The organism is Teichococcus wenyumeiae (genome assembly GCF_003696345.1).
Classification (GTDB): Bacteria; Pseudomonadota; Alphaproteobacteria; order Acetobacterales; family Acetobacteraceae; genus Pseudoroseomonas; species Pseudoroseomonas wenyumeiae.
This window is the reverse complement of record NZ_RFLX01000001.1, coordinates 72,862-98,842: the sequence shown is the minus strand read 5'-3', so window position 1 is coordinate 98,842 and position 25,981 is coordinate 72,862. Positions and strand designations below refer to the sequence as shown.

Sequence of the window (25,981 nt, the reverse complement as noted above, 5' to 3'; positions counted from 1 at the left end):
GATCCCATGAAGAACCTCGCCGGCATGATGAAGCAGGCCCAGCAGATGCAGGCCAAGATGCAGGAAATGCAGGCCAAGCTGGAGGCGACCCTGGTGGAGGGCGCCGCTGGCGGCGGGATGGTGAAGGTCACCCTCTCCGGCAAGGGCGACATGAAGAAGCTGACGGTGGACCCCTCCCTGGTGGACCCCGAGGAAAAGGAAGTGCTGGAGGACCTGATCGTCGCCGCCCATGCCGATGCGCGGGCGAAGGTGGAGGCGATGATGGCCGAGGAAATGCAGAAGGCCACCGCCGGCATCAATATCCCCGGCATGGGCGGCGGCCTCGGCGGCTTCAAGCTGCCGTTCTGAGCCGCGCATGATCCCACCTGATCAGGGGAACAACGCCACCGATCAGGTGGAGCGGCTGATTGCCCTTCTCGCGAAACTGCCCGGCATGGGGCGCCGCAGCGCCCGCCGGGCGGCGCTGCGCCTGCTGCGCGACCCCGCTGGGCTGATGCTGCCGCTGGCCGATGCCATGCGCTCCACCGCCGAGGCCGTGCGTCCCTGCCGCCTCTGCGGCAACCTCGACACCGTCGACCCCTGCCGCATCTGCACCGATCCCAACCGGGACCAGGAAGTGCTTTGCGTGGTGGAGGGCGTGGCGGACCTCTGGGCGCTGGAACGCGCGCGGGTGCATCGCGGCCTGTATCATGTGCTGGGGGGCGTGCTGTCCGCGCTCTCCGGCGTCGGGCCGGAGGACCTGCGGGTGGACCCGCTGCTGGCCCGTGTCTCGGACGGGCATGTGCGGGAGGTGATCCTGGCGCTGCCCGCCACCGTGGATGGCGCCACCACCGCGCATTACCTGCATGACCGCCTGCGCCCCACCGGCGCCAGCGTCACCCGCCTGGCCCAGGGCGTGCCCATGGGCGGGGCGCTGGACGTGATGGACGACGGCACGCTGGCCGCCGCGCTGAAGGCCCGCCGCCCGGCCTGAAGCCGGCGCCGCCCCGCAATGAAAAACGCCGGGGAGAAGCTCTCCCCGGCGTTTCCGGTTTCCCGCGAAGGGAAGGGGGCGTCAGCCCAGGCGCTCGCCGTGCAGGGACACGTCGAGACCCTCGCGCTCCTCTTCCTCGGTGACACGCAGGCCGATCACCACATCCACGATCTTGAGCAGAATGAAGCTGCCGATGGCGGTGAAGACCATGGTGGCCAGCACGGCGTAGAGCTGCAGCAGGAACTGGGCGAAGCTGCCCGAGATGCCTTCCGGCGAGGCCGGGGTGGCGGACAGGGCGCCATAGGCGAAGACGCCGGTCAGCAGCGCGCCGACGATGCCGCAGATGCCATGCACGCCGAAGGCGTCCAGGCTGTCGTCATAGCCGCACCAGTGCTTCAGCGTCGTGGCGCCCCAGAAGCCGGCCAGGCCCGCGATCAGGCCGATGATCAGCGCCGGCCCCGGCAGCACGAAGCCGGCCGCCGGGGTGATGGCGACGAGGCCCGCCACCGCGCCGGAAATGGCGCCGAGCACGGAGGGCTTGCCCTTGGTGATCCACTCGATGGCCACCCAGGAGAGCACGGCGGCGCCGGCGGCGATCTGCGTCACCAGCATGGCCATGCCCGCGCGGCCACCGGCCGCGCCGGCCGAGCCCGCGTTGAAGCCGAACCAGCCGATCCACAGCAGCGCCGCGCCGATCACGGCGAAGGCCAGGTTGTAGGGGGACATGTTGTCGCTGCCGTAGCCGGTGCGCTTGCCCAGCACGAGGGCACCGACAAGGCCGGCCACGCCCGCGTTGATATGCACCACCGTGCCGCCCGCGAAGTCCAGCGCGCCCAGGTTGAAGATCCAGCCATTCGGGTGCCAGACCCAGTGCGCCACCGGCGCATAGACCAGCAGCGACCACAGCACCGCGAAGGACACCAGGGCGGAGAACTTGATGCGGTCCGCCCAGGCGCCGACCGCCAGCGCCGGGGTGATGATGAAGAAGGTCATCTGGAACATCACGAAGACCGTCTCGGGGATGGTGAAGGCCACCGCCCCGTCGCCGCTGCCCAGGGTGAAGGGCTTGTCGAAATTGGCCGCGATGCCCGAGAGGAAGAGGCGGGACATGTCGCCGAAATAGGCGCCGCCCTCGCCGAAGGCGAAGGAATAGCCCGCCACCATCCAGACGATGGTCAGCAGCCCCGCAAGGAAGAAGGACTGCATCAGGGTGGCGAGGATGTTCTTCTTGCGCACCATGCCGGCATAGAACAGCGCTAGGCCGGGGATGGTCATCATCAGCACCAGGGCGGTGCTGGTCAGCATCCAGGCGGTGTCACCGGTATCGATCGCGGGCGTGGCGGCGTCCTGCGCCAGGGCGGGGCCCGCCAGCAGCAGGGCGGGAAGGAAGGCGGCGGCGACGCGCGCCTTCGCCAGGGCCGTCAGCATCGGCTTGGTTTCCGTTGTCATCGGGTGGGTGGCGGGCATCACAGCGCCGAGCCGTCGGTCTCGCCGGTGCGGATGCGCAGGGCGCGTTCCACATCCAGCACGAAGATCTTGCCGTCGCCGATCTTGCCGGTGCGTGCGGTGCTGGCGATGGCTTCCACCACGGCCTCCACCAGATCGGTGGGCACGGCCACCTCGATCTTCAGCTTGGGCAGGAAGGAGACGTGGTATTCCGCGCCGCGGTAGATCTCGGTCTGGCCCTTCTGCCGGCCGAAACCCTTCACCTCGGTCACCGTCAGACCCTGCACGCCGAGCGGGGTGAGCGCCTCGCGCACCTCGTCCAGCTTGAACGGCTTGATGATTGCCATGACCAGCTTCATGCGCTGCGGCCCCCTTTATTCCGCGTGGCTGATGCTGCGTATGCGAATGGCGTGCCAGAAGCCTGGGCGTGGCGCGGGGCAGCGCTCTCTGCCGCGTGACAAAGCGTTGCGCACAGCCTGCTGCGGCAGGGTTATGCGTCTCGGCAGGCAATACGAGAGCGTCTGCACAAGAAATGGGCAGCAACCGCCCTCGCTTCGCATCCGGCCTCGGGGCAGAATGGCGGCATGAGTGAAGAGATCGAGGTTTGCATCGTCGGCGCCGGTCCGGTGGGCGCGGTGCTGGCCACCACCCTGGCCAGCGCCGGGGTCCAGGTGGCGGTGGTCGATGCCGCGCCGCTGCCGCCCATGGAGCGGCCGGAATTCGACGGCCGCGCCTATGCCATCGCCGCCACCAGCCGCAACCTGCTGGAAGCCGCCGGCGTGTGGCAGCACCTGCCCTGGAACCCGGGGCCGATCCGCCGCATCGAGGTGCGGGACGGCGCGCCGGGCGAGACGGCCAGCCCGATGGGCCTGGACTTCGATTCCACCGAGACCGGCGGCGAGCCCTTCGGCTGGATGGTGGAGGCGCGGGCGCTGCGCATGGCGCTGAACGCCCGGCTGGCCGAGCTGGCGCATCTGCAACTGCATGCCCCCGCCCGGGCGGAAGTGTCGCGGGATGCGGAAGGCGCCACCGTGCGCCTGTCCACCGGCGCGGTGCTGCGCGCCCGGCTGGTGGTCGGCGCCGAAGGCCGCAACAGCCCGCTGCGGCGGCAGGCCGGCATCGGCGCCACGCGGCTGGACTACCACCAGATGGGCATCGTCGGCGCCATCGCGCATGAACTGCCGCATGACGAGGTGGCGCTGGAGCAGTTCCTGCCCCACGGCCCCTTTGCCCAGTTGCCCATGGCGGCGACGGAGGAGCACCCGAACGTCTCCGCCATTGTCTGGACCGAGAAGCGGCACCTGGCCGAGCGCTTCCTGGCCCTGCCGGACGAGGCCTATGGCCGCGAGATCGAGCGCCGCATGGGCCGCCAGCTTGGCCGCGTCACGCCCATCGGGCGGCGCTGGTCCTATCCGCTAGCCGCCATGCATGCCTCCCGCTACACGGCGGAGCGACTGGCCCTGGTGGGGGATGCGGCGCATGGCATCCACCCCATCGCCGGTCAGGGGCTGAACCTCGGCTTCCGCGATGTCGCCGCCCTGGCGGAACTGGTGGTGGAAGCCATCGCGGCGGGGGAGGACCCCGGCAGCCCCGGGCTGCTGGCGCGCTACCAGGCGGCGCGGCGGCCGGATGCGCTGCTGATGCTGGGCATGACCCATGCGCTGGAGCGGCTGTTCGGCAACAGCCTGCCGCCGGTGCGGATGGCGCGCCGGCTGGGGCTGGCGGCGGTGCAGCGCATGCCGGGGTTGAAGCAGTTCTTTGCCCGCCGCGCCATGGGCTTCGGCTCGGCCACGGCGGGGTTGCTGGAAGGGCGCGGGCTGGTGTCGCTGCGCTCCTGATCCGTGCGATCAGCGCAGCTGCGGGTTGTCGAAGGAGGGACGGCGGTAGGCGGCCAAAGCCTGCCGCAATGCCCCGGCGAGGTCCTCCTTCTCGGCCTCCGACAGGAAGACGCCGACCGGGATGCGATGGCCGCGCCGCACCAGGGCCAGCCCCTCGCGTTCGGTCAGTTCCACCTGCGCCCAATAGGCATCCATCGAGGCCTCGGTGCGCTGCCCCCGGCCATCCACCCGCCGCACGGTGATGCGGCCATCGGCCAGCCGCACCACTTCCCGCGCCCGGCCGGCGCGGCGGTGGTGCAGCAGCACCAGCCCCAACGCCAGCAGCGACTCGGCGCCCAGGAAGCCGAAGACCGGCCAGGCCCCCACCAGCAGGAAGACCGTGCCGCCCAGGATGGTCCAGGCCAGGGTGATGCCTGCGAGCAGCAGGAAGAGCCCACGGTGGAAACTGTGCGCGGGGGTACTGACGGCCTCGAAGAGCACGGGCTCGGGCCGGGGCGGGGCGGGGTTTGCCGGCATGCCCGGACAACATAGGGTGCCACCCGCGCCGCCGCATCGCTCCCGCGCCGCATGACCTTCCTGCCAGGTGACCATGACCCGCGCCCCCAGACCCACCCTGCCCAGGGCCAGTGCCCGCCGCCGCCCCGCCGCCGATCCCGCCCCGCCCGACCCCGCCCTGGCCGGCGAGCCGGAACCGCCGCATCCGCCCGCCAAGGCGCCGCCGCGCAAGCGCGGCCCGGCCAAGCCGCTGCATGGCTCGGCGGAGGCGCCGCGCCGGGCGCGGATCATGAACCTGCAGCAGGCCGGCGACTTCGTCCGCGCCCTGGCCGCCGCCAATCCGGCGCCGGAGACGGAGCTGCACTACACCAGCCCCTATACCCTGCTGGTGGCGGTGGCGCTCTCCGCCCAGGCCACCGATGTTTCGGTCAACAAGGCCACGGCCACCCTGTTCCAGGAGGCCGACAACCCCGCCGCCATGGTGGCGCTGGGCGAGGAAGGGGTGGGCAGGCACATCCGCTCCATCGGGCTCTGGAAGGGCAAGGCGAAGAATGTGATCGCCCTGTCCCGCCTGCTGCTGGAGCGCCATGGCGGCGAGGTGCCGGCCGACCGTGCGGCGCTGGAGGCCCTGCCGGGCGTCGGCCGCAAGACCGCCAATGTGGTGCTGAATGTCGCCTTCGGCGAGGAAGCCATGGCGGTGGACACCCATATCTTCCGCCTGGGCAACCGCACCGGCCTGGCGCCGGGCAACACCCCGCGCGAGGTGGAGGACGGGCTGATGAAGCGCGTGCCGCCGGAGCTGCTGCGGGACGCGCATCACTGGCTGATCCTGCACGGCCGCTATGTCTGCAAGGCGCGGATGCCGGAATGCTGGCACTGCGTCGCCATCGCGCTCTGCAACTACCGCGACAAGGTGCGGGTGGCGCCGCCGCGCTAACTCAGGCTTCCAGCGGGCGCGGGATGCGGAAAAAGCGCGCCTCCAGCGCCGCCAGCCGGTCCGCCACCGAATCGGCGCGGGCGAGGGAGAGCGCCACCAGCCCCAGCCCGACCCGGCGGCCATCCGGCAGGGTGGCGGGGGTGGCGGGTTCCAGCATCACCTCCACCGCGCCTTCCCCGGCGGGCACCTCCAGCCCGGCGCCGCGGGTGCTGTTGGCGGGCAGCAGCACTTCCATGGCAGGGCCGAAGGGCTGGCCCTCCCGCCGCAGCCGCAGCGCCGCCACCTGGTCCCGCAGGGGCGCGCGCAGCGCCAGCTCCAGCCGCAGCGGGCCGGACAGGCCGGGGGGCAGCGGCAGCCGCAGCATGGCGCTGGCGGGGCGGGTCCAGACGCCCCAGTCTTCCAGCGGGAACCAGCCCTCGCCGGCACGGGCGGCCTCGGCCACCGCCATGGCGGGCTGCGGCCGGAGCGAATCGATCCGCTGCATCGGCAGGCGCTCGCCGGGGCGGAGCGGCAGGGGCGGACGGGGCGGGGCCTCCGCCGCCAGTTGCGCCACCTGTTCCAGCAGCCGCGCGGCCACGCTGTCCCAGCCGGGGCGGGGCGGCATGGCGGCGATCCCGGCCTCGGCGGTGGCGCGGATGGTGGGGCGGGTGATCAGCGCTTCCAGCTTCGCCACCAGATCGGGGGCGGAGCCGCTTTCAAAGAAGGTGGCGCCGCCCTGGCCGGCTTCCAGCAGCGCGGAATGGGCCGGCGCCAGCACCGGGCGGCCGGCGGCCAGGCTTTCCGTCACCGGCAGGCCCCAGCCCTCGTAATGGCTGTTGTAGAGGGTGAAGAGGCAGCCGCGATACAGCGCCGCCAGCAGCGGGTCGCCGACATGCTGCAGCAGGTGGACGCGGCCGCGCAGGTCCGGCGCATTCTCCAGCAGCGCCAGCGCCGCTTCCGCCCGCCAGCCCGGGCGCCCGACGCAGACCAGGTCCGGCACCGCCGCCGGGCCCAGCCGGCGCAGCAGCGTCAGCCAGGCCTCGAAGACCATCAGGTGGTTCTTGCGGCCCTCGATCGTGGCCACGAAGAGCACGAAGGGCCGCCCGGCGCGCAGCGGGCGGGGCAGCAGGGGCGGCGGGGCCTCGGGCGGCGGCGGGCGGGGCGTGGCATCCAGCCGCAGCACCAACTGGGGCGGCGGCGGCAGGTCCGGCAGCAGGGCGGCGTGCAGCCGCGCGAAATCTTCTCGCGTGGCGTGGGAAGTGGCCAGCACGCCATCGGCATGCAGCGCGAGGTTGCTGAACCAGCGGGCATAGCCCTGCACCACGCCGGTGGAGCAATGCTCCGGCACCACCAGGGGGGCGCAGTCGTGCAGCAACGGCACATGGCGCAGCCCGGTGGCGGCGCGGGCGCGGCGCAGGCAGGCCAGGTGGTCCGGCTGCGCCCAGCTGCCGCCCAGCGAGCAGAGCACGGCGCCGGGCGCGAAGGACAGCGGCGCTTCCTCCAGCACATCGGCCAACAGGGCGGCGGCATCGCGCCAGGGTGGGTCCACGGCATCGGCCGAAAGGCGCATCAGGTGGTCGATGCGGTGGAACAGCGCCGCCGGCCAGCGCCGCCAGCCGCCGCCCGCTGCCGGCATGGCGCAGAGCACCGGTGGATGCGGCCCGGCCAGGGCGGCCGAGGCGATCTCCAGCTGCACCCGCTGCATGCCGGAAGGCGCGCGCCGTCCCTTGCGGACCCAGGTGGCGAGGTCGGTGAGGTCCAGCACCACGCCCGCCGCCGGCGGCGGCTCCGCCGCGCGGGGAAAAAGGGAAAGCCAGGCCTGCCAGAGATCCTCGTCCCCCGGCGCCAGGGCCACGGCGCGGGCCAGGGCGGCCTCGGCCTCGGCGGGGCGGTCCAGCAGCAGGGCGGCATGGCCGATCTGGCGCAGCAGCGCCGGATCGCGCGGGCGCAGCAGGGCGGCGGCCTGGTAAAGGTCCAGCGCATCGGCCAGGGCGCCGGCGGCCAGCAGGCACTGCGCCTGCCGCAGCATGGCCGGCAGGTCCTGCGGCGCCAGCCGCAACAGGGCGGCATAGGCGCGGGCGGCGGCGGGCCAGTCCCGGGCCTCCCGCAGCTGGTCGGCCTGCTGCCGCAGCCTGCGGATCTCGGGGCTTCCTTGCGCTACCATGCGGACTGCATCATGACCTTCGCGTCATCCACCGCCGGCGCGGGCAAAGCAAGCCATGGCCGAGCCGGCACCGAATGTTTAGGCTGCCGGGCCGGCACGGCTCCGCCAAAAGGGGGGCCATCCGGCCGCCTGCCATCATCCAGGGTATCCGGTCCATGCGCCCCCGCATCTATATCGACGGCCACAATCTCGCGCTCGACCAGGGCACCGGTGTCGCCACCTATGCCCGCAACCTCAGCTTCCGCCTGGGCGGGCTGGGCGCCGAGGTGGGCGTGCTCTACGGCACCCGCGCCAGCCCCAGCCGCAACGAGCTGATCCGCGAGATCGCCTTCTTCGACAACCGCGTGGGCGAGGCCTCGCCGATGCTGCGCTGGATGCGGTCGGCGCGGCGCACCCTTTTCTCGCCGCTCGGCGAATACGCCACCTCCGTGCCCATCACCGGCCGCGTCGTGGCGAATACCTTCGAGAACCGGCTGCCGCATTTCGACCATCTCTGGAATGTCGAGAACGGCTTCACCGTCGCCTACAACCACTTCCGCCACTACAAGTCGCGGCTGACGGTGCGGATGCCCCGGCCACCGCAGATCATGCACTGGACCTACCCGCTGGCGATGCGGGTGCCGGGGGCCAGGAACATCTACACGCTGCATGACCTGGTGCCGCTGCGGCTGCCCTTCACCACGCTGGATCACAAGCGCCGCTACTTCCGCCTCAACCGGCTGATCGCGAAGAAGGCCGACCACATCATCACGGTCAGCGAGGCCTCGAAGCGCGACATCGTCAACCTGCTGGGCGTGGACCCGGAGCGGGTGACGAATACCTACCAGTCCGTCGAGATCCCGAAGAAATTCGCGGAAAAGCCGATCTACGAGGCGCAGGACGAGATCAAGGGCTCCTTCGGCCTCGACTGGAAGGGCTACTTCATGTTCTTCGGCGCCATCGAGCCGAAGAAGAACGTGGGCCGCATGATCGAGGCCTTCCTCTCCTCCGGCTCCGACCTGCCGCTGATCATCGTCGGCAAGCAGGCCTGGAAGAGCGAGGAGGAGCTGAAGCTGCTCTTCGACGACCATATCCGCTACCAGGTGCAGGAAGGCTCCATCCTGCGCGTGAAGCGCAAGATCATCCTGCTGGACTACGCGCCCTTCCGCCTGCTGATCTCGCTGATCCGCGGCGCCAAGGCCTGCCTCTTCCCATCGCTCTACGAAGGCTTCGGGCTGCCGGCGCTGGAGGCGATGAAGCTCGGCACGCCGGTGATGACCTCGAACACCTCCTCCCTGCCCGAGGTGGTGGGGGAGGCTGCCATCACGGTCGACCCCTACGACGTGCGCGCCATGGTCGAGGCGATCCGCGCCCTGGACCAGAACGCCGATCTGCGGGGCTGGCTGGAACATGCCGGCCCCCACCGCGCCGACCTGTTCTCCGCCGACAAGTACGAACGCCGCCTCGCGGATGTCTACAGCCGCCTGGGCGTGACGGTGGAGCCGGGCGCCGGCCATACGGCCGCGCCGGCGCTGGCCGAAGCCGCGGAATAACCGGCGCCAGCGCCCCAAAACGGCTTTGGTTGCGCTGCAGCCACAGCCTGTGGCGCCGATGCAACAGCCCTGGCCGAAGACAGACTGTAAGGCATCCCGACGTTGACGCTCGGCCTGCCGTCACGACACCGTGGGGTCCTTGACGCTTCCGGGGGGGAGCGTCGCCACGGATTTGGGGGAGGCGGTGTTGGAACGAGAGGACGGGCAGCGCATCGCCATGCCTGCGGTGGGGCGGAGCCTCATCGCTGATTCCGCCGACCGGCTGACCCGCGAGCGCGGCGGGCAGGCCGGCTGGTGCGGCCCCGCTGCCATCGCCCTGGCCGCCGGCTGCGGTTATGCCGAAGCCTGCGCCCTGCTGCGGCGCGTGGCGCCCGAGCGCTATGCCGGGCAGCCGGATATCGTTACCGCCTATTGGCGCGACGTGCTGGAGGCGCTGCGCCAGCTCGGCCTGCCGGGGGTGCCGCTGCCGGTGGACAAGGACGAGGGGCGCGGCCCCACCCTGCTGGGGCTGGTCCGGCGCAGCGGGCTGGAGCCGGGGCTGTATCTGGTGCGCGTCACCGGCCATTTCCTGCTGCTGGCACTGCATGGCTTCGGCCTGGCGCAGGTGCATGACAACCGCCTATCGGGCGCCGTGCTCTCGGTGCGCAGCCACGGGCTGTGCCGCGTGACGCATCTGGCGCGGCTGCCGCGCGGCCTGGACTAGGTTTTTCCTGGCCCTCGTTTTGCTTGCGGGTGGCGGGGGGTAAGCCTATATGAGTGGCAGAACATCTTCGCTGCACAGTCAGGGGGGTGGCCTTAGGGCCGCCTTTTTTTGTTTTTGGATCACGACGACAACAACGCCACCGACGGCACGCCCGACGACCTTCCCCAGGAAGGGCTGGAAGCGCGCATCGCCGCTGCCATCACGCCAACACTGGCGGCGATGGGCTATGAGATCGTGCGCGTGCTGATCCAGGGCAAGCAGGTGCCGACCGTGCAGATCATGGCCGACCGCACCGATGGCCGCCCGATCGGCGTGGCCGATTGCGAGGCCATCAGCCATGCCGCCGGCGCCGTGCTGGACGTGGACGATCCCTTCCCCAAGGAATGGCACCTGGAGGTCTCCTCCCCCGGCATCGACCGGCCGCTGACGCGCACCAAGGATTGGGCGCGCTTCGCCGGCCATCTGGCCACTGCCGAGATGAGCATCCCCTTCGAGGGCCGCCGCCGCTTCCGCGGCTTCATCCTCGGCGCCGACGAGGAGAGCGTGCGGCTGAAGCTGGAAGACGGCGGCGAGGTGACCTTGCCCCGCGCCGACATGCGCCGCGCCAAGCTGGTGCTGACCGATGAACTGATCGCCGCGACCGCGGCCCAGGCCGGAGTGGAGCCGGAGGGGGATGAAGATCCCGCCGAGGACGACTCCGACGCCTCCAACTCGCCCAAGAGGAACTAGGATCATGGCCGTGGACATCACCATTGCCCGCCCGGAGCTTCTGCAGGTCGCGGATGCCGTGGCGCGCGAGAAGATGATCGAGCGCGACGAGGTGCTGGAGGCCATGGAGCAGGCCATCCAGAAGGCCGGCCGTGCCAAGTACGGGCACGAGAAGGACATCCGCGCCGTTATCGACCGCCGCACCGGCGAGGTGAAGCTCTCCCGCTGGTCCGAGGTCGTCGAGGCCGAGCCGGTCGAGAACGAGGCGACGCAGATCCCGCTGCGCATCGCGCAGAAGATCAAGCCCGGTATCCAGGTCGGTGAGTTCATCGTCGATCCGCTGCCGCCGATCGACTTCGGCCGCATCGCCGCGCAGACCGCCAAGCAGGTGATCGTGCAGCGCGTGCGCGAGGTCGAGCGCTCCAAGCAGTTCAACGAGTACAAGGACCGCGTGGGCGAGGTCGTCAACGGCGTCGTCAAGCGCACCGAGTACGGCAACCTGATGGTCGATCTCGGCCGCGCCGAGGCGCTGCTGCGCCGCGACGAGACCATCCCGCGCGAGGCCTTCCGCAACGGCGACCGCGTGCGTGCCTATATCTATGACGTGCGCGAGGAGCCGCGCGGGCCGCAGGTCTTCCTGAGCCGCACGCATCCGGGCTTCCTGGCCAAGCTCTTCGCGCAGGAAGTGCCCGAGATCTACGACGGCATCATCGAGATCAAGGCCGTGGCCCGCGACCCGGGCTCGCGCGCCAAGATGGCGGTGGTCTCGCGCGACTCGTCCATCGATCCGGTCGGCGCCTGCGTCGGCATGCGCGGCTCGCGCGTGCAGGCGGTGGTGGCCGAGCTGCAGGGCGAGAAGATCGACATCATCCCCTGGTCGCCCGAGAACGCCACCTTCGTGGTGAACGCGCTGGCGCCGGCCGAGGTGACCAAGGTCGTGCTGGACGAGGACACCCGCCGGGTTGAAGTTGTGGTCCCCGATGACCAACTCTCCCTCGCGATCGGCCGTCGTGGCCAGAACGTGCGCCTGGCCAGCCAGCTGACCCGCTGGGACATCGACATCCTCACCGAGGCTGAGGAGTCGGAGCGCCGCCAGGAAGAATTCCGCAAGCGCACCGGCCTCTTTGTCGAGGCGCTGGATGTGGATGACGTCATCGCCGGCCTGCTGGTGACCGAGGGCTTCGGCACGATCGAGGAACTGGTCGATGCCGCCGACGAGGAACTGGCCGAGGTCGAGGGTTTCGACGAGGACGTGGCCGCCGAGCTGAAGCGCCGCGCCCAGGCCTTCCTGGACCGCCGCGACCAGGAGCTGGACGAGAAGCGCCGCGCGCTGGGCGTCGAGGATGCGGTGGGCGAGGCCGGTGGCTTCTCCCCGGCCATGATGGTCACGCTGGGTGAGAAGGGGATCAAGACCCTGGACGACCTGGGCGACCTGGCGGCCGATGAGTTGATCGAGATCCTCGGCACCGAGGCGGTGGACGAGGAAACGGCGAACGCCATCATCATGGCGGCGCGTGAGCATTGGTTCGCCGCGGAGAATGATGCCGGCGAGAAGGCCGGCAGCGAGAGCGGCGAGGAGAAGACCGACGACCAGCAATCCTGAACACGCCCCGGCCACCGGCTCAGCGCCCGAGCTGAGCCCGGAGGCGCCGACCGAGCGGCCGCCGAAGCCGATGCCCAAGGCGGATGGAGCGGACTCTGAGAAGGGTCCGCTGCGCCGTTGCATCGTGACGCGGGAAACCGGGCCCAAGGAAGCGATGATCCGCTTCGTGCTGAGCCCGGGGCGGGAACTGGTGCCGGATCTGGCGGGCAGGCTGCCCGGCCGGGGAATGTGGTTGAGCGCGCGTGCCGATGTGCTAGAACGCGCGCAGGCACGCGGCGCCTTTTCCAGGGCCGCCAAGGGCCTGGTGATACCGCCCCCCGATCTTCGCGCCCGAATCGAACATGGCCTTCGCGCTCGACTGCGCGACCATGTGGGTCTGGCGCGCAGGGCGGGGCAGGCTGTCTGTGGCTTCCAGCAGGTGCGGGAATGGCTGCAGAACGGCCGCGCCGGCCTTCTGGTGGAAGCGGCGGACGGCAGCGAGGCGGAGCGGCGGCGGTTGCAGGGCAGGCATGGCCTTCCTGTGGTGGCCGTTCTCTACGCTGAGGAATTAGGGGCGATCTTCGGACGCGATCATGCGGTGCATGTGGGCGTGGCGTCCGGGCGGATTGCCGAGATGATTATGCAGGAGGCTGGTCGATTGGCCGGATTTACTGTCAACGCGAACGGAGCGGGGTCGTGAGCCCGGCAACGGCTCGCGTTTGGATATATGGCAGACAACGGATCGGATATTAGCGAGCGCATGAGCGACCAGAACGAACAGGACGGCGGCAAGGGCCGCCTGAGCCTTCGGCCCAGCGGCCGGTTGGAACTCGGCAAGACCGAGCAGGCCGGCAGCGTGCGGCAGTCGTTCAGCCATGGCCGCTCGAAGACTGTGCAGGTTGAGGTGGTGAAGAAGCGCGCCCCTGGCGCGCCGGCTCCCACCCAGAAGCCGGCGGGCGCCGCCACGGGCCCGCGCCCGGCGGGTGGCCCGCAGCGCGGGGCCTCTGGCCCGCAGCGCGGCGGCGGCGGTGCGACCTCCGCCAACCGTCCCCTGAACCAGGGCGAGCAGGCCAACCGCCTGCGCGCGCTGGAAGAGCATCGCCGGCAGGAAGCCCAGCGCGAGCGTGAGGCGCGTGAGCGCCAGGCGCTGATGCTGCGCTCCGCCGCCGAGGAAGCCGCCCGCAAGGCGGAAGAAGATCGCCGCGCCGCCGAGGAAGCCGCTGTCCGCGCCGAGCAGGAAGCGCGCGAGAAGGCCGAGGCCGAGGCCCGCCGCAAGGTCGAGGAAGAGGCGCGCCGCAATGCGCCGCAGCCGCCGCCGGCCCCGCCGGCCGCGGCCCGCCCCGCGCCGCGCGACGGTGGTCGTGACGACAGCCGTGGCCCGCGCCCCGGCATGGCGCCGCGCGCCGGTGGCCCTGGTGCCGCTGGCCCGGGTGGCGGGTTCCGCCGTCCTGGCGCGCCGGCCCCGGCCGCCGCGCCCGCCGCTGCCCCTGGTGCCCCGCCGCGCCTGACGCTGCGTGGCCGTGACGAGGGTGGCGAGGAAGAGCGCCGCGCCCCCGCGCGCCGGCCGATGGGTGGCCCGCTGGCCGCCAAGAAGCCGATGCCGGTGCCGGTCAAGAAGACCCCGGTCACCGACCGCCGCCGTGACGGCCGCATCGACGTCGCCGCCGCCATCGAGGGCGAGGACGAGCGCAGCCGCTCCATGGCTTCCGTCCGCCGCGCCCGTGAGCGTGAGCGCCGGCAGCAGGAGCTGCAGCGCCTGCGTTCGGATGGCGTGAAGGTGGTGCGTGACGTGGTGGTGCCGGAATCCATCACGGTGCAGGAACTCGCCAACCGCATGGCCGCCCGTGGCGGCGAGGTGGTGAAGGCGCTGTTCCGCATGGGCGTGATGGCGACGCTGACCCAGACCATCGATGCCGATACGGCGGAGCTGGTGGTCAACGAATTCGGCCACCGCGTGCGGCGCGTGGCGGAATCGGACGTGGAGCAGGGCCTGGAAGGCGTCGTGGACGTCGAGGCCGATCTGCAGCCGCGCCCGCCTGTCGTGACCATCATGGGCCATGTCGACCACGGCAAGACCAGCCTGCTGGACGCGCTGCGCAAGACCGACGTGGCGGCGCGCGAGGCCGGTGGCATCACGCAGCATATCGGCGCCTATCAGGTGACGATCGCCGGTGGCCAGAAGATCACCTTCCTGGACACGCCGGGCCACGAGGCCTTCACGGCCATGCGTGCCCGCGGTGCGAGCGTGACCGACATGGTCGTGCTGGTGGTGGCGGCGGATGACGGCGTGATGCCGCAGACGATCGAGGCCATCAACCACGCCAAGGCGGCCGGCGTGCCGATGATCGTGGCGGTCAACAAGATCGACAAGCAGGGCGTCAACCTCGACCGCGTGCGGCAGGAACTGCTGCAGCATGAGATCGTGGTGGAAAGCCTGGGTGGCGACACGATGGAGATCCCGGTCTCCGCGCTGAAGGGCACCAACCTGGACAAGCTGCAGGAAGCCATCCTGCTGCAGGCCGAGGTGCTGGACCTGAAGGCGAACCCGGACCGCGCCGCCGAGGGTGCCGTGATCGAGTCCAAGCTGGACAAGGGCCGCGGCCCCGTGGCCACCGTGCTGGTCCAGAAGGGTACGCTGCGCCAGGGTGACATGGTTGTCGCCGGCACCGAATGGGGCCGCGTGCGCGCCATGCTGGACGACAAGGGCCGCCAGGTGAAGGAGGCAGGCCCGAGCCTGCCGGTCGAGATCCTGGGCCTGTCCGGCGTGCCGACCGCTGGCGAGACCTTCGTGGCCGTGGAGAACGAGAGCCGGGCGCGCGAGATCTCCGAGTACCGTCAGCGCGTGGCCCGCGAGAAGCAGGCCGCCGCCGCCGGTGCCGCCCGTGGCACGCTGGCCGACATGATGGCGCGCGTCGCCGCCGGCCAGCAGAAGGAGGTTGCCGTCGTCGTCAAGGCCGACGTGCAGGGCTCCGCCGAGGCGCTGGCCGTGACGCTGAACAAGCTGTCGCGCGACGAGGTGAAGGTCCGCCTGCTGCATAGCGGTGTGGGCCAGATCACCGAGAGCGACATCCAGCTCGCCAAGGCGTCCAACGCCATTGTCGTGGCCTTCAACGTCCGGGCGACCACCCAGGCGCGGGAGATGGCCAACCGCGACGGCGTCGATATCCGCTACTACTCCATCATCTACCAGGTGGCGGACGACGTGGAGGCGATGGTGCGCGGCAAGCTGGCGCCCATCCAGCGCGAGAAGTTCCTGGGCTACGCGCAGATCCTCGAGGTCTTCGAGGTCAAGCGCCTGGGCAAGATCGCCGGCTGCCGCGTCACCGACGGCGTGGTCAAGCGCGGCTGCGGCGTCCGCCTGCTACGCGACGGCGTGGTGATCCACCAGGGCGAGCTGGCGACGCTGCGCCGCTTCAAGGACGACGTGAAGGAAGTCACGAACGGCTACGAATGCGGCATGAGCTTCGCCAACTACGACGACATCCGTGTCGGCGACCAGATCGAGTGCTACGAAACCGAGACGGTCGCTGCCGTCTGAGGCTAGGTTAAAGCCTCAGGCCAACCGATACGCAGCCCGGCGGGTTTGTCCCGCCGGGCTGCGGCTCTTTCCGGAAGACCCCATCACCATGGCCAAGCAACCGGCCGGCAGCGGCCCCAGCCAGCGCATGCTCCGCGTCGCGGAGGAAGTGCGGCACGCGCTTTCCGCCGTCTTCACCCGCGGCGAGATCCATGACGAGGCGCTCTACGACACCCGCATCACGGTGACGGAAGTGCGCTCCTCCCCCGACCTCAAGCACATGACCTGCTTTGTCAGCGCCCTCGGCCGCAAGCCGAGCGCGGAGGAGCTGGAGGGCCTGCGCCGCATCCAGCCCTGGCTGCGCAAGCAGGTGGCGCATGCGGTGCGGCTGAAATTCGCCCCCCAGCTGCATTTCCAGCCCGATGAGGCGCTGGAATATGCCGCCAAGATCGAAACCGTCATGCGCCGGCCGGAGGTGCAGCAGGACCTGCATCCCGCCACCCGCGCCCCCGAGGTCAAGGACGACGAGGAGGCATGAGCAGCCGTCCGCAGCCGGAGGACCCGCCGCAGGGCGCTCCGGTCATCCGCATCACCGCCATGCCGAATAACACCAACCCCGCGGGGGATGTGTTCGGCGGCTGGCTGATGGGGCTGATGGATCTGGCGGCGGCCTCCGCCGCCACCCGCCGTGCCCGCGGCCGCTGCGCCACCGTGGCGGTGGAGGCGATGAGCTTCCTCTCCCCCGTGCGCGTCGGCGACGAGGTCTCCTGCTATGCCGAGATGGTCTCCACCGGCCGCACCTCCCTGAAGGTGCGGGTGGAAGCCTGGCGGCGGGAGCGGGAGGGCGAGCACATGAACCGCGTGACCGACGCCGTGTTTACCTTCGTGGCACTGGACCAGACCGGCCGCCCGCGCCCGGTGCCTGCTGCCTAAGTTCAAGACTGGACACTCGCAGAATGCCTCGCCCGAACCGCAAGCCGCGCGGAATTCCGCTCGATGGTTGGCTGATCGTCGACAAGCCCACCGGCATGGGCTCCACCGATGTGGTGAACAAGCTCAAGCGCGCCTTCAATGCCCAGAAGGTGGGCCATGGCGGCACGCTGGACCCGCTGGCGACCGGCGTGCTGCCCATTGCCTTCGGCGCCGCCACCAAGACCGTTCCCTATGTGATGGACGGCACCAAGACCTACCGCTTCACCCTGAAGTTCGGTGAACTGCGGGACACGGACGATGCCGACGGCAAGGTCATCGAGACCTCCGATGTCCGCCCGACAGACGAGGCCCTCCGCGCCGCGCTGCCCGCCTTCATCGGCGACATCATGCAGGTGCCGCCGATCTTCTCGGCCATCAAGGTGAATGGCGAGCGTGCCTATGACATGGCGCGCGAGGGGCAGGTTGTGGAACTCGCGCCCCGTCCGGCGCGGGTGGACCGCTTCGAGCTGGAGTCGCGCCCGGATGCCGACACGGCCATCTTCACGGTGCAGTCGGGCAAGGGCGTCTATATGCGCTCGCTCGCGCGCGACATCGCGCGCGCGGTGGGGGCGGTGGGGCATATCGCGACCCTGCGCCGCATGCGGGTCGGCCCTTTCCTGGAAGAGGCCGCGATTCCGCTGGACAAGCTGGTCGGATCGGGGGATACCCCGCCTCCTTCCCCGGACCTCCTGCTTCCCGTAACGACCGCGCTGGCCGACATCCCGGCACTGGCCCTCACGGATGCAGAGGCTGCCCGCCTTTCCTTTGGCCAGACCATGTCCCTGGTCGAGCTGATGGGGCGGATCCCGGACGACGCCAACCCTGAAGGGGGCTTGGTGCGCGCGATGGCGGGGGGGCGCCTGAAGGGTCTCGCCAGGCTTGAATCCGGTCTTCTCAGGCCGGAACGCTGGTTGGGCCCGGGTGAGACGACACTCGTCGCGCCGATGCCCGCGGGCACGGATGCCGACCCTGATTTGAAAGGCTGAAGCCGATGTCGACTGTGACCGCTGAGCGTCGCGCCGAGATCATCAAGGAATACGCGCTGAAGGAAGGCGACACCGGGAGCCCGGAAGTGCAGGTTGCCCTGCTTTCCGAGCGCATCTCCTCGCTGACCGAGCACCTGAAGGTCCACCCGAAGGACTTCCACAGCCGGCGTGGCCTGCTGGTGCTGGTCGGCCAGCGCCGTGGCCTGCTGGACTACACCAAGAAGAAGAGCCAGGCTCGCTATGAGAGCCTGATCGGCCGCCTCGGCCTGCGCCGCTAAGCGACGCAGTCTTGCACTGAAAGAACGCCGGTCCCCGAAAGGGGGCCGGCGTTTTTCTTTGGCCGCCGCGCAAGGCCAGGGGCGCTGCCCTGGACCCCGCCGGGGTGGAAAGTCCACCCCGGACCCCGCTTCGATTTTTTGGTCCGAAAGGCTGTGGCGCCGGAAAAAAGCCATGCGGGCTGAAGGCGCGGTTGCCGGAAGTCCGGGCCCGCATGCCACAAGATAAAAGCAGATAGCGGGGTCTGGGGTGACCCTGTCACCCCAGCGGGGTGGTCTGCAGGGGCAGCGCCCTTCAGCCGCCCTGATAGGCCAGCACCGCCGCCGCCAGATCCTCGCCCGCCCAGCCGACCGACTTGAACAGCGTGATCTCCTCCGCGCCGCCGCGCCCGGGATGCTGCCCCCGGCAGAGATCGAAGAGGTCGCCCTGGATATGCCCGGCCTCGATGGCGCCTTCCGCGATGGCCTGCACCACGTCCCCGGCCTCGGCCAGGGTCCCGGCGCGGGTATCCACGAAGAGGCGGGCGCGGCGCATCAGCGTGCCGTCGCTTTCGCGCATGTCGGGCCGGAAGGCGCCGATCAGGTCCACATGGGTGCCGGGTTCCACCGCCGCGCCATCGAAGAGCGGCGTGGTGGAGAGGGTGGCGGCGGCAATGATATCGGCGCCCGCCGGGTCGGCCTGCGCCACGTCGCGAGCCGGCAGGCCGGCCTCGGCCAGGGTGGCGGCCAGCCGGGCGGCGCTTTCGGGGCGGCGGGACCAGACGCGGATCTCGCGCAGCGGGAAGCGTTCCGCATAGGCCTCGGCCAGGGCATGCGCCACCTTGCCGCTGCCCAGCAGCAGCAGGCGGCTGCTGTCCGGCCGCGCCAGGTATTCGGCGGCCAGGACGCTGGCGGCGGCGGTGCGGCGGTCGGTCAGGGTGCCGCCGTCCAGCAGGCAGAGCGGTTCGCCTGTCTCTCCGTGTGAGAGAAGATAAACGGAATGGACGGCCTTCAGGCCCGGCTGCAGGGCGTTGGACGGATTGACATGCACGATCTTCACGCCGGTGAAGCGATGCGCCTGCCATGCCGGCATCAGCAGCAGCGAACCCTCGGCCGCATCTTTTTGCGGCAGGGGATGCCGGTGGCGCAGCGGCGCGTCGCAGCCTTCACGGAAGATCTGCCGCAGGGCTTCCCGCAGCGCGGGCCAGGGCAGGCCGGCCGTTGTCTGCGCCTTGTCCAGATTCCGCATGCCTGCCGCCGCCTCCCGTCGTTGCGGCGGCATTGTTGCGGCGGCGGGCACAGGCGGCAACCTCCTGGCGCGCTCCTTGCTAGAGCCGAACAAGTTTAACTTCTCATTAAATGAGACGACATGGCACCATTGCGTCAAACTCATGGCAGCGGTAGGGCTGAAAATGGATCTGCGCGGAAGCGTGATCAAAGCCAGGGTCGGGGCCGTGACTGGCCGCCCGGGCGCTCCGTCGGCATGCCGTGCGATGGAGGAGTTTGGATTGGGAGAGATTCGCATATGAAGCCCTTACGGCTTGCTACCCTCCGCGCTCTGGGCACTGCCGCCCTGGTGACGGCGGCGACCTTTCCGGCCCTGGCGCAGCAGCCTGCCGCGGCACCCACCGGCGCCACGCTGGACGCCGTGAAGTCCCGCGGCACCCTGGTCTGCGGCGTGAACACCGGCCTGGCCGGCTTCGCGCAGCCTGACAGCCAGGGTGTCTGGAAGGGGTTCGACGTCGATTACTGCCGCGCCATCGCGGTGGCCATCTTCAACGACCCCAACAAGGTCCGCTACGTGCCGACCACGGCGCAGAACCGCTTCACGGCGCTGCAGTCCGGCGAGGTCGATCTGGGCGCGCGCAACACCACCGTGACGCTGTCGCGCGATACCTCGCTCGGCTTTGATTTCCCGGCCATCAACTTCTATGACGGCCAGGGTTTCATGGTGAAGGCCAGCCTCGGCGTGAATTCCGCCAAGGATCTGGACGGCGCCACGATCTGCGTCCAGCCCGGCACCACCACCGAGCAGAACCTGACCGACTGGGCCCGCGCCAACAAGATCAACTTCACTCCGGTCGTGATCGAGCGGCTGGAGGAACTGGTCTCCGCCTATGCCGCCGGCCGTTGCGATGCCTATACCACCGACGTCTCGGGCCTGGCCGCCACCCGCTCGGCCCAGCCGAACCCGGCCGAGCACAAGATCCTGCCGGAAGTGATCAGCAAGGAGCCGCTCGGCCCCTTCGTGCGCCAGGGCGACCCGCGCTTCGCCGATATCGTGCGCTGGACGCATAACGCGCTGCTCACGGCCGAGGAACTGGGCATCACCAGCGCCAATGTCGACAAGGCCGTGGCCGAGGACACCCGCCCGGAAGCGCAGCGCCTGCTGGGCAAGAACGGCGACCTCGGCAAGATGCTGGGCCTGGACAATGCCTGGGCGGTGAACGTCATCAAGAAGATCGGCAACTACGGCGAGATCTTCACCCGCAACCTGGAGCCGATCGGCATCCAGCGCGGCCCCAACGCCCAGTGGACCCAGGGCGGCCTGCAGTACTCGCCGCCCTTCCGGTGAGCTGACAGGGGAGGCGGCCTCCTTCCGGGCCGCCTCCCCGGCTATCCCGGCTCCGCAGGGCCGGGCGCGACAACGAGAAGAGGCTTCCCTGTATGTCCGATAGCGCCGTCGATCCCCGGCTGTTGCGACCGCCGCCGAAACGCGGGATGCGCCTCTCCTGGGCCGATGAACGGTTCCGCGCCATCATCTGGCAGGTGCTGATCGTTGGCGTGGTGGTGGGCATTGTCTGGTGGTTGGTGCGCAACACGCAGCACAACCTCGAGGTCCGGCGCATCGCCACCGGCTTCGGCTTCCTCAACCGGGAGGCGGGCCTGCCGATCGGCGAGCACCTCATCGAATATACCCCGGCCAGCACCTATGCCCGGGCGCTGCTGGTGGGCGTGCTGAACACGCTGAAGGTCGCCGTTATCGGCATTGTCCTGGCGACCATCCTGGGCACCCTCATCGGCATCGCACGGCTGTCCAAGAACTGGCTGCTGTCCCGGATCGCCGGCGCCTATATCGAGGCGGTGCGCGACGTGCCGCTGCTGCTGCAGCTGCTCTTCTGGTACACCATCATGCAGATGCTGCCGGCGCCCCGGCAGTCGCTGAACCCGGTGACGGGCGTCTTCCTCTCCAACCGCGGCCTGCGCCTGCCCTGGATCCAGTGGCAGGACGCGCACAGCTTCGCGCTGCTGGGCTTCGTGATCGGCGTGATCGGGGCCATTCTTTATGTCCGCAGCGCCCGCGCCAAGCGGATGCAGGACGGGCAGCCGCGCAAGGTCTGGCCGGCGGTCCTGGGGCTGGTGGTGGTCTTGCCGCTGGTGATCTGGGCCGGCCTCGGCGCCCCCTGGCAGGGCGACATCCCGGCGCTGCGCGGCTTCAACTTCCAGGGCGGCTTCAGCGTCAGCCCGGAATATTTCGCGCTGCTGGCCGGCCTCGTGACCTATACCGCCGCCTTCATCGCCGAGATCGTGCGCGCCGGCATCCAGGCCGTGCCGGCCGGGCAGTGGGAGGCTGCGGAGGCGCTGGGCCTGTCCCGCAGCCGCGTGATGCGGCTGATCGTGCTGCCGCAGGCGCTGCGCGTCATCGTGCCGCCGATGACCAGCCAGTACCTGAACCTGGCCAAGAACTCCTCGCTGGCGGTCGCCATCGGCTATCAGGACATCGTCTCGATCGCCAATACGACGCTGAACCAGACGGGGCAGGCCATCGAGGGCATCGCCATCATCATGGCGGTCTACCTGTGCATCAGTCTGTCGATCAGCCTCTTCATGAACTGGTACAACGCGCGCATCGCGCTGGTGGAGCGCTGAGCCATGGCCGAGACCCTCGCCGAATCCGCAGCCCCACGCCCGGCCGCCGTCGGGCCGGCCGAGGCGCGGCGCCCGCCCATGAGCGTGGTCGGGCCCGTTGCCTGGGCCCGGGCCAGCCTGTTTTCCTCCTGGTGGTCCACGGCCATCACGCTGGCGCTGGCCTATCTGCTCGTCCGCTGGGCCATGGGGCTGGTGGACTGGGCCTTCATCAATGCCATCTGGTCCGTGCCGGTGAACGACCAGGGCATCGCCCAGACCCAGGCCTGCCGCGCGCTGGAAGGCCGCGGCGCCTGCTGGGCGGTGATCACGGAAAAGTACCGCTTCATCCTCTTCGGCACCTATCCCTACGACCAGCACTGGCGGCCGCTGCTCTGCATCCTGCTCTTCATCGGCCTTTACATCGTCTCCGCCATGCGCCGCTTCTGGCGCAAGGAGCTGGCGCTGGTCTGGGTGGCCACGCTGGTGCTCATCGGCGTGCTGATGTGGGGCGGTATTCTGGGCATGCCCTATGTGCCGCAGGAGCGCTGGGGCGGGCTGGCCATCACGCTCATCCTCGCCACCTTCGGCATCGCCTTCGCCTTTCCGCTGGCGGTGCTGGTGGCGCTGGGACGGCGCTCCCGCATGCCGGCCATCAAGACGCTCTGCATCGTCTATGTGGAACTGATCCGCGGCGTGCCGCTGATCAGCCTGCTCTTCATGGCCAGCGTCATGTTCCCGCTCTTCCTTCCGGAAGGCATGAACATCGACAAGCTGCTACGCGCGCAGGTCGCCATCATCCTCTTCGCCGCCGCCTATCTGGCGGAGGTGATCCGCGGCGGCCTGCAGGCCCTCTCCCGCGGGCAATACGAGGCCGCCGATGCCCTGGGCCTGTCCTATTGGCAGAAGACCGGCTTCATTATCCTGCCGCAGGCCCTGCGGCTGGTGATCCCGCCGCTGGTGAACACCTTCATCGGCCTGTTCAAGGATACCTCGCTGGTCCTGATCATCGGCATCTTCGACCTGCTGACCGCCGGCAAGACGGCGGTGGTGGAGCCTGCCTGGCAGGGCTTCGGCGTCGAGGTCTATGTCTTCGTCGGCCTGATCTACTTCATCTTCTGCTTCGCCATGTCCCGCTACAGCCAGGGGCTGGAGGTGGAACTGAACCGCCACCGGGTGCGCTGATGCGCCGCACCTCCCAAACCCTTCAAAACGGAACGTCCCGATGAGCACCACCCTCGACTCTGCCGTCGCCTCCGCCGCGCGGACGGACGCGCCGCCGGCGATCCTGATGGACAAGGTGAACAAGTGGTACGGCGCGATGCATGTGCTGCGCGACGTCTCGCTCTCGGTGGCGGAAGGGGAGCGCGTGGTGGTCTGCGGCCCCTCCGGCTCCGGCAAGTCCACCATGATCCGCTGCATCAACCGGCTGGAGCAGCACCAGGAAGGCCGCATCATCGTCGACGGCATGGAGCTGACCGACGACCTGCGGAACCTGGACGCCATCCGGCGCGAGGTCGGCATGGTCTTCCAGTCCTTCAACCTCTTCCCGCATCTGACGGTGCTGGAGAACTGCACGCTGGCGCCCATCTGGGTCCGCCGCATGCCGAAGAAGGACGCCGAGGAACTGGCGATGGAATACCTGACCCGGGTCAAGATCCCGGAACAGGCGCGCAAGTTCCCCGGCCAGCTCTCGGGCGGCCAGCAGCAGCGCGTGGCCATTGCCCGCGCGCTCTGCATGAAGCCCAAGATCATGCTCTTCGACGAGCCGACCTCGGCGCTCGACCCGGAGATGATCAAGGAGGTGCTGGATACCATGGTGATGCTGGCCGATACCGGCATGACCATGATCTGCGTGACCCATGAAATGGGCTTCGCCCGGCAGGTGGCCGACCGCGTCGTCTTCATGGACCGGGGCGAGATCGTGGAATCCGGTACCCCGGACCAGGTCTTCAACGACCCCAAGACCGACCGGCTGAAGACCTTCCTCAGCCAGATCCTGCGCGGGCACTGAGCCCCGGCTTCCGGCCCGCCGCCCCCGGCGGCGGGCCGGATCGTGGCCTCGCCACGTCCTTGCCCTGGCGGGGCAGCCCCCGGCCTTCCGGGCGCCGAGCTTGCGCGGCAACCCCCCGAACCCCTATGCGTTCCGGCTGCACCAAAGCAGCATGGCCGTGTCCGCTCCAGATCCATCTTCCGACACCCGTCCCCTGACACCCGCGCTTCTGCTCGGGGTGCTGGGCGTGGTTTTTGGCGACATCGGCACCAGCCCGCTTTACGCGCTGCGTGCCTCCCTGCTGCATTTCTCCGCCGACGGGCTGGAGCGATGGGAGATCCTGGGCGTCCTCAGCCTGATCTTCTGGTCGCTGATCCTGGTGGTGACGGTGAAATACGTCCTGCTGGTGCTGCGCGCCGACAACCGGGGGGAGGGCGGCATCCTGGCCCTGATGGCCCTGGCGCAGCGCGTCGCGCGATCGGACCGCTCCCGCCGGCTGGTGGTGCTGGCCGGCATCATCGGCGCGGCGCTGTTCTTCGGCGACGGCATCATCACCCCGGCCATCTCCGTGCTCTCGGCCGTCGAGGGCCTGCACACCATTTCGCCGGTCTTCGACAGTGTCGTGATCCCGATCTCGCTGGTGATCCTGGTCGGGCTCTTCCTGGTGCAGTATCGCGGCACACACGGGCTGGGGAAGGTCTTCGGGCCGATCACGGCGGTGTGGTTCGCCACCCTCGGCATCCTGGGCCTGATCGAGCTGATCAAGGAGCCGGAGGTGCTGGTGGCGCTCAGCCCGCACCATGCCCTGACCTTCTGCGTCCGCTACAAGCTGGCCGCCTTCGTGGCGCTGGGCTCGGTCGTGCTGGCGGTGACGGGGGCGGAGGCGCTTTATGCCGACATGGGCCATTTCGGCGCCCGCCCCATCCGCTTCGCCTGGCTGTGGTTCGTGCTGCCCTCGCTGACGCTGAACTACCTGGGCCAGGGCGCGCTGCTGCTGGCCAACCCGCTGGCGCTGGAGAACCCCTTCTACCTGCTGGCGCCGGAATGGCTGCGGCTGCCGCTGGTGGTGCTGGCGACCCTGGCCACCATCATCGCCAGCCAGGCCATGATCTCGGGCGCCTTTTCCATCGCCCGGCAATGCGTGCAGATGGGCTTCCTGCCGCGGCTTGTGGTGCGCCACACCTCGGAAACCGAGGAAGGGCAGATCTACATGCCGCAGATCAACTACGCCCTGCTGATCGGCGTGGTGATCCTGGTGCTGTCCTTCCACAATTCCGACAGCCTCGCCGCCGCCTATGGCATCGCCGTCACCGGCACCTTCCTCTGCACCTCCATGCTGGCCGGCATGGTGCTGCGGCGGCGCTTCGGCTGGTCCCGCCTGTCGGTCGCGGCCATCACCGTGCCGCTCTTCCTGCTGGACCTCAGCTTCTTCATCTCCAACGTGCTGAAGGTGCCGGATGGCGGCTGGGTGCCGCTGGTGCTGGGCGCCGTGCTCTTCACCATGATGCTGACCTGGCGCCGGGGCCGCGACCTGCTCTTCGACCGCTTCCGCCAGGACAGCCTGCCGCTGAAGTCCTTCCTGGCCCGCCTGCCGCAGTCGCGCACCCTGCGCGTGCCGGGCATCGCCGTCTTCATGACCGGGCAGGCCGACTACCTGCCCAATGCGCTGCTGCACAACCTGAAGCACAACAAGGTGCTGCATGAGCGTGTGCTCTTCGTCACCGTGATCAACGACGACGTGCCCCAGGCGGCGGAGCGGCGGGAGGTGACGGAAATGGCCCCCGGCATCCACCGCGTCATCCTGCACTACGGCTTCCAGGAAAGCCCGAACATCCCGCGGGAGCTGGAATCCCTGCCCGGAGTCGATTTCGACCCGATGCAGGCCAGCTACTTCCTGGGGCGCGAGACCCTGGTGGCTGCCGCCGTGCCCAAGCTTTCCCGCTGGCAGCAGGCGCTCTTCTCGGTGATGAGCCGCAACGCCCTGCCGGCCACCGAATTCTTCCGCATCCCGAGCGACCGCGTGGTGGAGCTCGGCGTGCGCGTGGCCATCTGAGCC

General features: G+C 69.8%; 24 protein-coding genes. 19 read left to right on the top strand and 5 right to left on the bottom strand.

Annotated elements, in window-relative coordinates; translation table 11 throughout:
* The first annotated feature begins 6 nt into the window (after positions 1-6).
* Both EBE87_RS00455 and recR read left to right on the top strand, forming a co-directional pair.
* Positions 7-348, top strand: a complete 342-nt coding sequence (locus EBE87_RS00455) for a YbaB/EbfC family nucleoid-associated protein (RefSeq protein ID WP_120639682.1) — start codon at positions 7-9, stop codon at positions 346-348.
* A 7-nt stretch (positions 349-355) separates the two neighbouring features.
* Complete coding sequence (recR, locus tag EBE87_RS00450; protein ID WP_120639681.1) at positions 356-973, top strand: recombination mediator RecR; 618 nt, start codon at positions 356-358, stop codon at positions 971-973.
* A gap of 81 nt (positions 974-1,054) precedes the next feature.
* Here the strand turns inward: recR and EBE87_RS00445 are convergent, their stop codons facing one another.
* Together EBE87_RS00445 and EBE87_RS00440 are read right to left on the bottom strand one after the other, a co-directional pair.
* Positions 1,055-2,401, bottom strand: a complete 1,347-nt coding sequence (locus EBE87_RS00445; protein ID WP_199707648.1) for an ammonium transporter — start codon at positions 2,399-2,401, stop codon at positions 1,055-1,057.
* Between the two features lie 38 nt (positions 2,402-2,439).
* Positions 2,440-2,778, bottom strand: a complete 339-nt coding sequence (locus EBE87_RS00440; RefSeq protein ID WP_120639679.1) for a P-II family nitrogen regulator — start codon at positions 2,776-2,778, stop codon at positions 2,440-2,442.
* Between the two features lie 225 nt (positions 2,779-3,003).
* On the opposite strand from EBE87_RS00440, the gene EBE87_RS00435 reads away from it, so the two are divergent.
* The gene (locus EBE87_RS00435; RefSeq protein ID WP_120639678.1) at positions 3,004-4,257 is read left to right on the top strand and encodes a UbiH/UbiF/VisC/COQ6 family ubiquinone biosynthesis hydroxylase; all 1,254 of its coding nucleotides are present in this window, start codon (positions 3,004-3,006) and stop codon (positions 4,255-4,257) included.
* 9 nt (positions 4,258-4,266) lie between these two features.
* Here EBE87_RS00435 and EBE87_RS00430 read toward each other — a convergent pair whose 3' ends face one another.
* On the bottom strand, positions 4,267-4,773 hold the full coding sequence (locus tag EBE87_RS00430) for a DUF2244 domain-containing protein (protein ID WP_158600965.1): 507 nt from the start codon (positions 4,771-4,773) through the stop codon (positions 4,267-4,269).
* A gap of 268 nt (positions 4,774-5,041) precedes the next feature.
* Between EBE87_RS00430 and nth the strand changes: the two genes are divergently transcribed.
* On the top strand, positions 5,042-5,689 hold the full coding sequence (nth, locus tag EBE87_RS00425) for an endonuclease III (RefSeq protein ID WP_120641299.1): 648 nt from the start codon (positions 5,042-5,044) through the stop codon (positions 5,687-5,689).
* A gap of 1 nt (position 5,690) precedes the next feature.
* Here the strand turns inward: nth and EBE87_RS00420 are convergent, their stop codons facing one another.
* Positions 5,691-7,832: a glycosyltransferase gene (locus EBE87_RS00420; protein ID WP_122139812.1), complete on the bottom strand. Its 2,142-nt coding sequence runs from the start codon at positions 7,830-7,832 to the stop codon at positions 5,691-5,693.
* 155 nt (positions 7,833-7,987) lie between these two features.
* Between EBE87_RS00420 and EBE87_RS00415 the strand changes: the two genes are divergently transcribed.
* The 10 genes from EBE87_RS00415 to rpsO all read left to right on the top strand — a co-directional run bounded on the left by EBE87_RS00415 (position 7,988) and on the right by rpsO (position 18,110).
* The gene (locus EBE87_RS00415) at positions 7,988-9,364 is read left to right on the top strand and encodes a glycosyltransferase family 4 protein (RefSeq protein ID WP_120640856.1); all 1,377 of its coding nucleotides are present in this window, start codon (positions 7,988-7,990) and stop codon (positions 9,362-9,364) included.
* Between the two features lie 187 nt (positions 9,365-9,551).
* Complete coding sequence (locus tag EBE87_RS00410) at positions 9,552-10,067, top strand: hypothetical protein (RefSeq protein ID WP_120640854.1); 516 nt, start codon at positions 9,552-9,554, stop codon at positions 10,065-10,067.
* Between the two features lie 114 nt (positions 10,068-10,181).
* Positions 10,182-10,796, top strand: coding sequence for a ribosome maturation factor RimP (gene rimP, locus EBE87_RS00405; protein ID WP_120640855.1), 615 nt, complete (start codon positions 10,182-10,184; stop codon positions 10,794-10,796).
* A gap of 4 nt (positions 10,797-10,800) precedes the next feature.
* Positions 10,801-12,378: a transcription termination factor NusA gene (gene nusA, locus EBE87_RS00400; RefSeq protein WP_120640853.1), complete on the top strand. Its 1,578-nt coding sequence runs from the start codon at positions 10,801-10,803 to the stop codon at positions 12,376-12,378.
* Positions 12,379-12,448: 70 nt separating this feature from the next.
* Positions 12,449-13,057, top strand: a complete 609-nt coding sequence (locus EBE87_RS00395) for an RNA-binding protein (RefSeq protein WP_120640852.1) — start codon at positions 12,449-12,451, stop codon at positions 13,055-13,057.
* A 60-nt stretch (positions 13,058-13,117) separates the two neighbouring features.
* The gene (gene infB, locus EBE87_RS00390; RefSeq protein WP_122139811.1) at positions 13,118-15,895 is read left to right on the top strand and encodes a translation initiation factor IF-2; all 2,778 of its coding nucleotides are present in this window, start codon (positions 13,118-13,120) and stop codon (positions 15,893-15,895) included.
* An 88-nt stretch (positions 15,896-15,983) separates the two neighbouring features.
* Entirely contained in the window at positions 15,984-16,412 is a 429-nt protein-coding gene (gene rbfA, locus EBE87_RS00385; RefSeq protein WP_120639813.1) for a 30S ribosome-binding factor RbfA, read from the top strand.
* Entirely contained in the window at positions 16,409-16,807 is a 399-nt protein-coding gene (locus EBE87_RS00380; RefSeq protein ID WP_120639812.1) for an acyl-CoA thioesterase, read from the top strand. The genes rbfA and EBE87_RS00380 overlap by 4 nt, the downstream gene beginning before the upstream one ends.
* 23 nt (positions 16,808-16,830) lie before the next feature.
* A complete protein-coding gene (truB, locus tag EBE87_RS00375) occupies positions 16,831-17,832 on the top strand; it encodes a tRNA pseudouridine(55) synthase TruB (protein WP_120639811.1) in 1,002 nt (333 codons plus the stop codon).
* A 5-nt stretch (positions 17,833-17,837) separates the two neighbouring features.
* Positions 17,838-18,110 carry a 30S ribosomal protein S15 gene (gene rpsO, locus EBE87_RS00370; protein WP_120639810.1) on the top strand — a complete coding sequence of 91 codons (273 nt, stop codon included), beginning with the start codon at positions 17,838-17,840 and terminating at the stop codon, positions 18,108-18,110.
* A 292-nt stretch (positions 18,111-18,402) separates the two neighbouring features.
* Here rpsO and lhpI read toward each other — a convergent pair whose 3' ends face one another.
* The gene (lhpI, locus tag EBE87_RS00365) at positions 18,403-19,335 is read right to left on the bottom strand and encodes a bifunctional Delta(1)-pyrroline-2-carboxylate/Delta(1)-piperideine-2-carboxylate reductase (RefSeq protein ID WP_120639809.1); all 933 of its coding nucleotides are present in this window, start codon (positions 19,333-19,335) and stop codon (positions 18,403-18,405) included.
* A 276-nt stretch (positions 19,336-19,611) separates the two neighbouring features.
* Here lhpI and EBE87_RS00360 point away from each other — a divergent pair, with 276 nt between their 5' ends.
* The 5 genes from EBE87_RS00360 to EBE87_RS00340 all read left to right on the top strand — a co-directional run bounded on the left by EBE87_RS00360 (position 19,612) and on the right by EBE87_RS00340 (position 25,978).
* Positions 19,612-20,661, top strand: a complete 1,050-nt coding sequence (locus EBE87_RS00360; RefSeq protein ID WP_120639808.1) for an amino acid ABC transporter substrate-binding protein — start codon at positions 19,612-19,614, stop codon at positions 20,659-20,661.
* Positions 20,662-20,753: 92 nt separating this feature from the next.
* A complete protein-coding gene (locus EBE87_RS00355; RefSeq protein WP_199707697.1) occupies positions 20,754-21,956 on the top strand; it encodes an amino acid ABC transporter permease in 1,203 nt (400 codons plus the stop codon).
* A gap of 3 nt (positions 21,957-21,959) precedes the next feature.
* Positions 21,960-23,117: an amino acid ABC transporter permease gene (locus EBE87_RS00350; RefSeq protein WP_120639806.1), complete on the top strand. Its 1,158-nt coding sequence runs from the start codon at positions 21,960-21,962 to the stop codon at positions 23,115-23,117.
* A gap of 40 nt (positions 23,118-23,157) precedes the next feature.
* Positions 23,158-23,946: an amino acid ABC transporter ATP-binding protein gene (locus tag EBE87_RS00345; protein ID WP_120639805.1), complete on the top strand. Its 789-nt coding sequence runs from the start codon at positions 23,158-23,160 to the stop codon at positions 23,944-23,946.
* Between the two features lie 151 nt (positions 23,947-24,097).
* Positions 24,098-25,978, top strand: coding sequence for a potassium transporter Kup (locus tag EBE87_RS00340; RefSeq protein ID WP_120639816.1), 1,881 nt, complete (start codon positions 24,098-24,100; stop codon positions 25,976-25,978).
* The last annotated feature ends 3 nt before the right edge of the window (positions 25,979-25,981 follow it).

What these genes read in the sequence shown, in the direction of transcription:
- EBE87_RS00455 (WP_120639682.1), top strand. Translation starts at nt 7, where the DNA reads ATGAAGAACCTCGCCGGCATGATGAAGCAGGCCCAGCAGATGCAGGCC.
- recR (WP_120639681.1), top strand. Translation starts at nt 356, where the DNA reads ATGATCCCACCTGATCAGGGGAACAACGCCACCGATCAGGTGGAGCGG.
- EBE87_RS00445 (WP_199707648.1), bottom strand. Translation starts at nt 2,401, where the DNA reads ATGCTGACGGCCCTGGCGAAGGCGCGCGTCGCCGCCGCCTTCCTTCCC.
- EBE87_RS00440 (WP_120639679.1), bottom strand. Translation starts at nt 2,778, where the DNA reads ATGAAGCTGGTCATGGCAATCATCAAGCCGTTCAAGCTGGACGAGGTG.
- EBE87_RS00435 (WP_120639678.1), top strand. Translation starts at nt 3,004, where the DNA reads ATGAGTGAAGAGATCGAGGTTTGCATCGTCGGCGCCGGTCCGGTGGGC.
- EBE87_RS00430 (WP_158600965.1), bottom strand. Translation starts at nt 4,773, where the DNA reads ATGCCGGCAAACCCCGCCCCGCCCCGGCCCGAGCCCGTGCTCTTCGAG.
- nth (WP_120641299.1), top strand. Translation starts at nt 5,042, where the DNA reads ATGAACCTGCAGCAGGCCGGCGACTTCGTCCGCGCCCTGGCCGCCGCC.
- EBE87_RS00420 (WP_122139812.1), bottom strand. Translation starts at nt 7,832, where the DNA reads ATGGTAGCGCAAGGAAGCCCCGAGATCCGCAGGCTGCGGCAGCAGGCC.
- EBE87_RS00415 (WP_120640856.1), top strand. Translation starts at nt 7,988, where the DNA reads ATGCGCCCCCGCATCTATATCGACGGCCACAATCTCGCGCTCGACCAG.
- nusA (WP_120640853.1), top strand. Translation starts at nt 10,801, where the DNA reads ATGGCCGTGGACATCACCATTGCCCGCCCGGAGCTTCTGCAGGTCGCG.
- EBE87_RS00395 (WP_120640852.1), top strand. Translation starts at nt 12,449, where the DNA reads ATGCCCAAGGCGGATGGAGCGGACTCTGAGAAGGGTCCGCTGCGCCGT.
- infB (WP_122139811.1), top strand. Translation starts at nt 13,118, where the DNA reads ATGAGCGACCAGAACGAACAGGACGGCGGCAAGGGCCGCCTGAGCCTT.
- rbfA (WP_120639813.1), top strand. Translation starts at nt 15,984, where the DNA reads ATGGCCAAGCAACCGGCCGGCAGCGGCCCCAGCCAGCGCATGCTCCGC.
- EBE87_RS00380 (WP_120639812.1), top strand. Translation starts at nt 16,409, where the DNA reads ATGAGCAGCCGTCCGCAGCCGGAGGACCCGCCGCAGGGCGCTCCGGTC.
- truB (WP_120639811.1), top strand. Translation starts at nt 16,831, where the DNA reads ATGCCTCGCCCGAACCGCAAGCCGCGCGGAATTCCGCTCGATGGTTGG.
- rpsO (WP_120639810.1), top strand. Translation starts at nt 17,838, where the DNA reads ATGTCGACTGTGACCGCTGAGCGTCGCGCCGAGATCATCAAGGAATAC.
- lhpI (WP_120639809.1), bottom strand. Translation starts at nt 19,335, where the DNA reads ATGCGGAATCTGGACAAGGCGCAGACAACGGCCGGCCTGCCCTGGCCC.
- EBE87_RS00360 (WP_120639808.1), top strand. Translation starts at nt 19,612, where the DNA reads ATGAAGCCCTTACGGCTTGCTACCCTCCGCGCTCTGGGCACTGCCGCC.
- EBE87_RS00355 (WP_199707697.1), top strand. Translation starts at nt 20,754, where the DNA reads ATGTCCGATAGCGCCGTCGATCCCCGGCTGTTGCGACCGCCGCCGAAA.
- EBE87_RS00350 (WP_120639806.1), top strand. Translation starts at nt 21,960, where the DNA reads ATGGCCGAGACCCTCGCCGAATCCGCAGCCCCACGCCCGGCCGCCGTC.
- EBE87_RS00345 (WP_120639805.1), top strand. Translation starts at nt 23,158, where the DNA reads ATGAGCACCACCCTCGACTCTGCCGTCGCCTCCGCCGCGCGGACGGAC.
- EBE87_RS00340 (WP_120639816.1), top strand. Translation starts at nt 24,098, where the DNA reads ATGGCCGTGTCCGCTCCAGATCCATCTTCCGACACCCGTCCCCTGACA.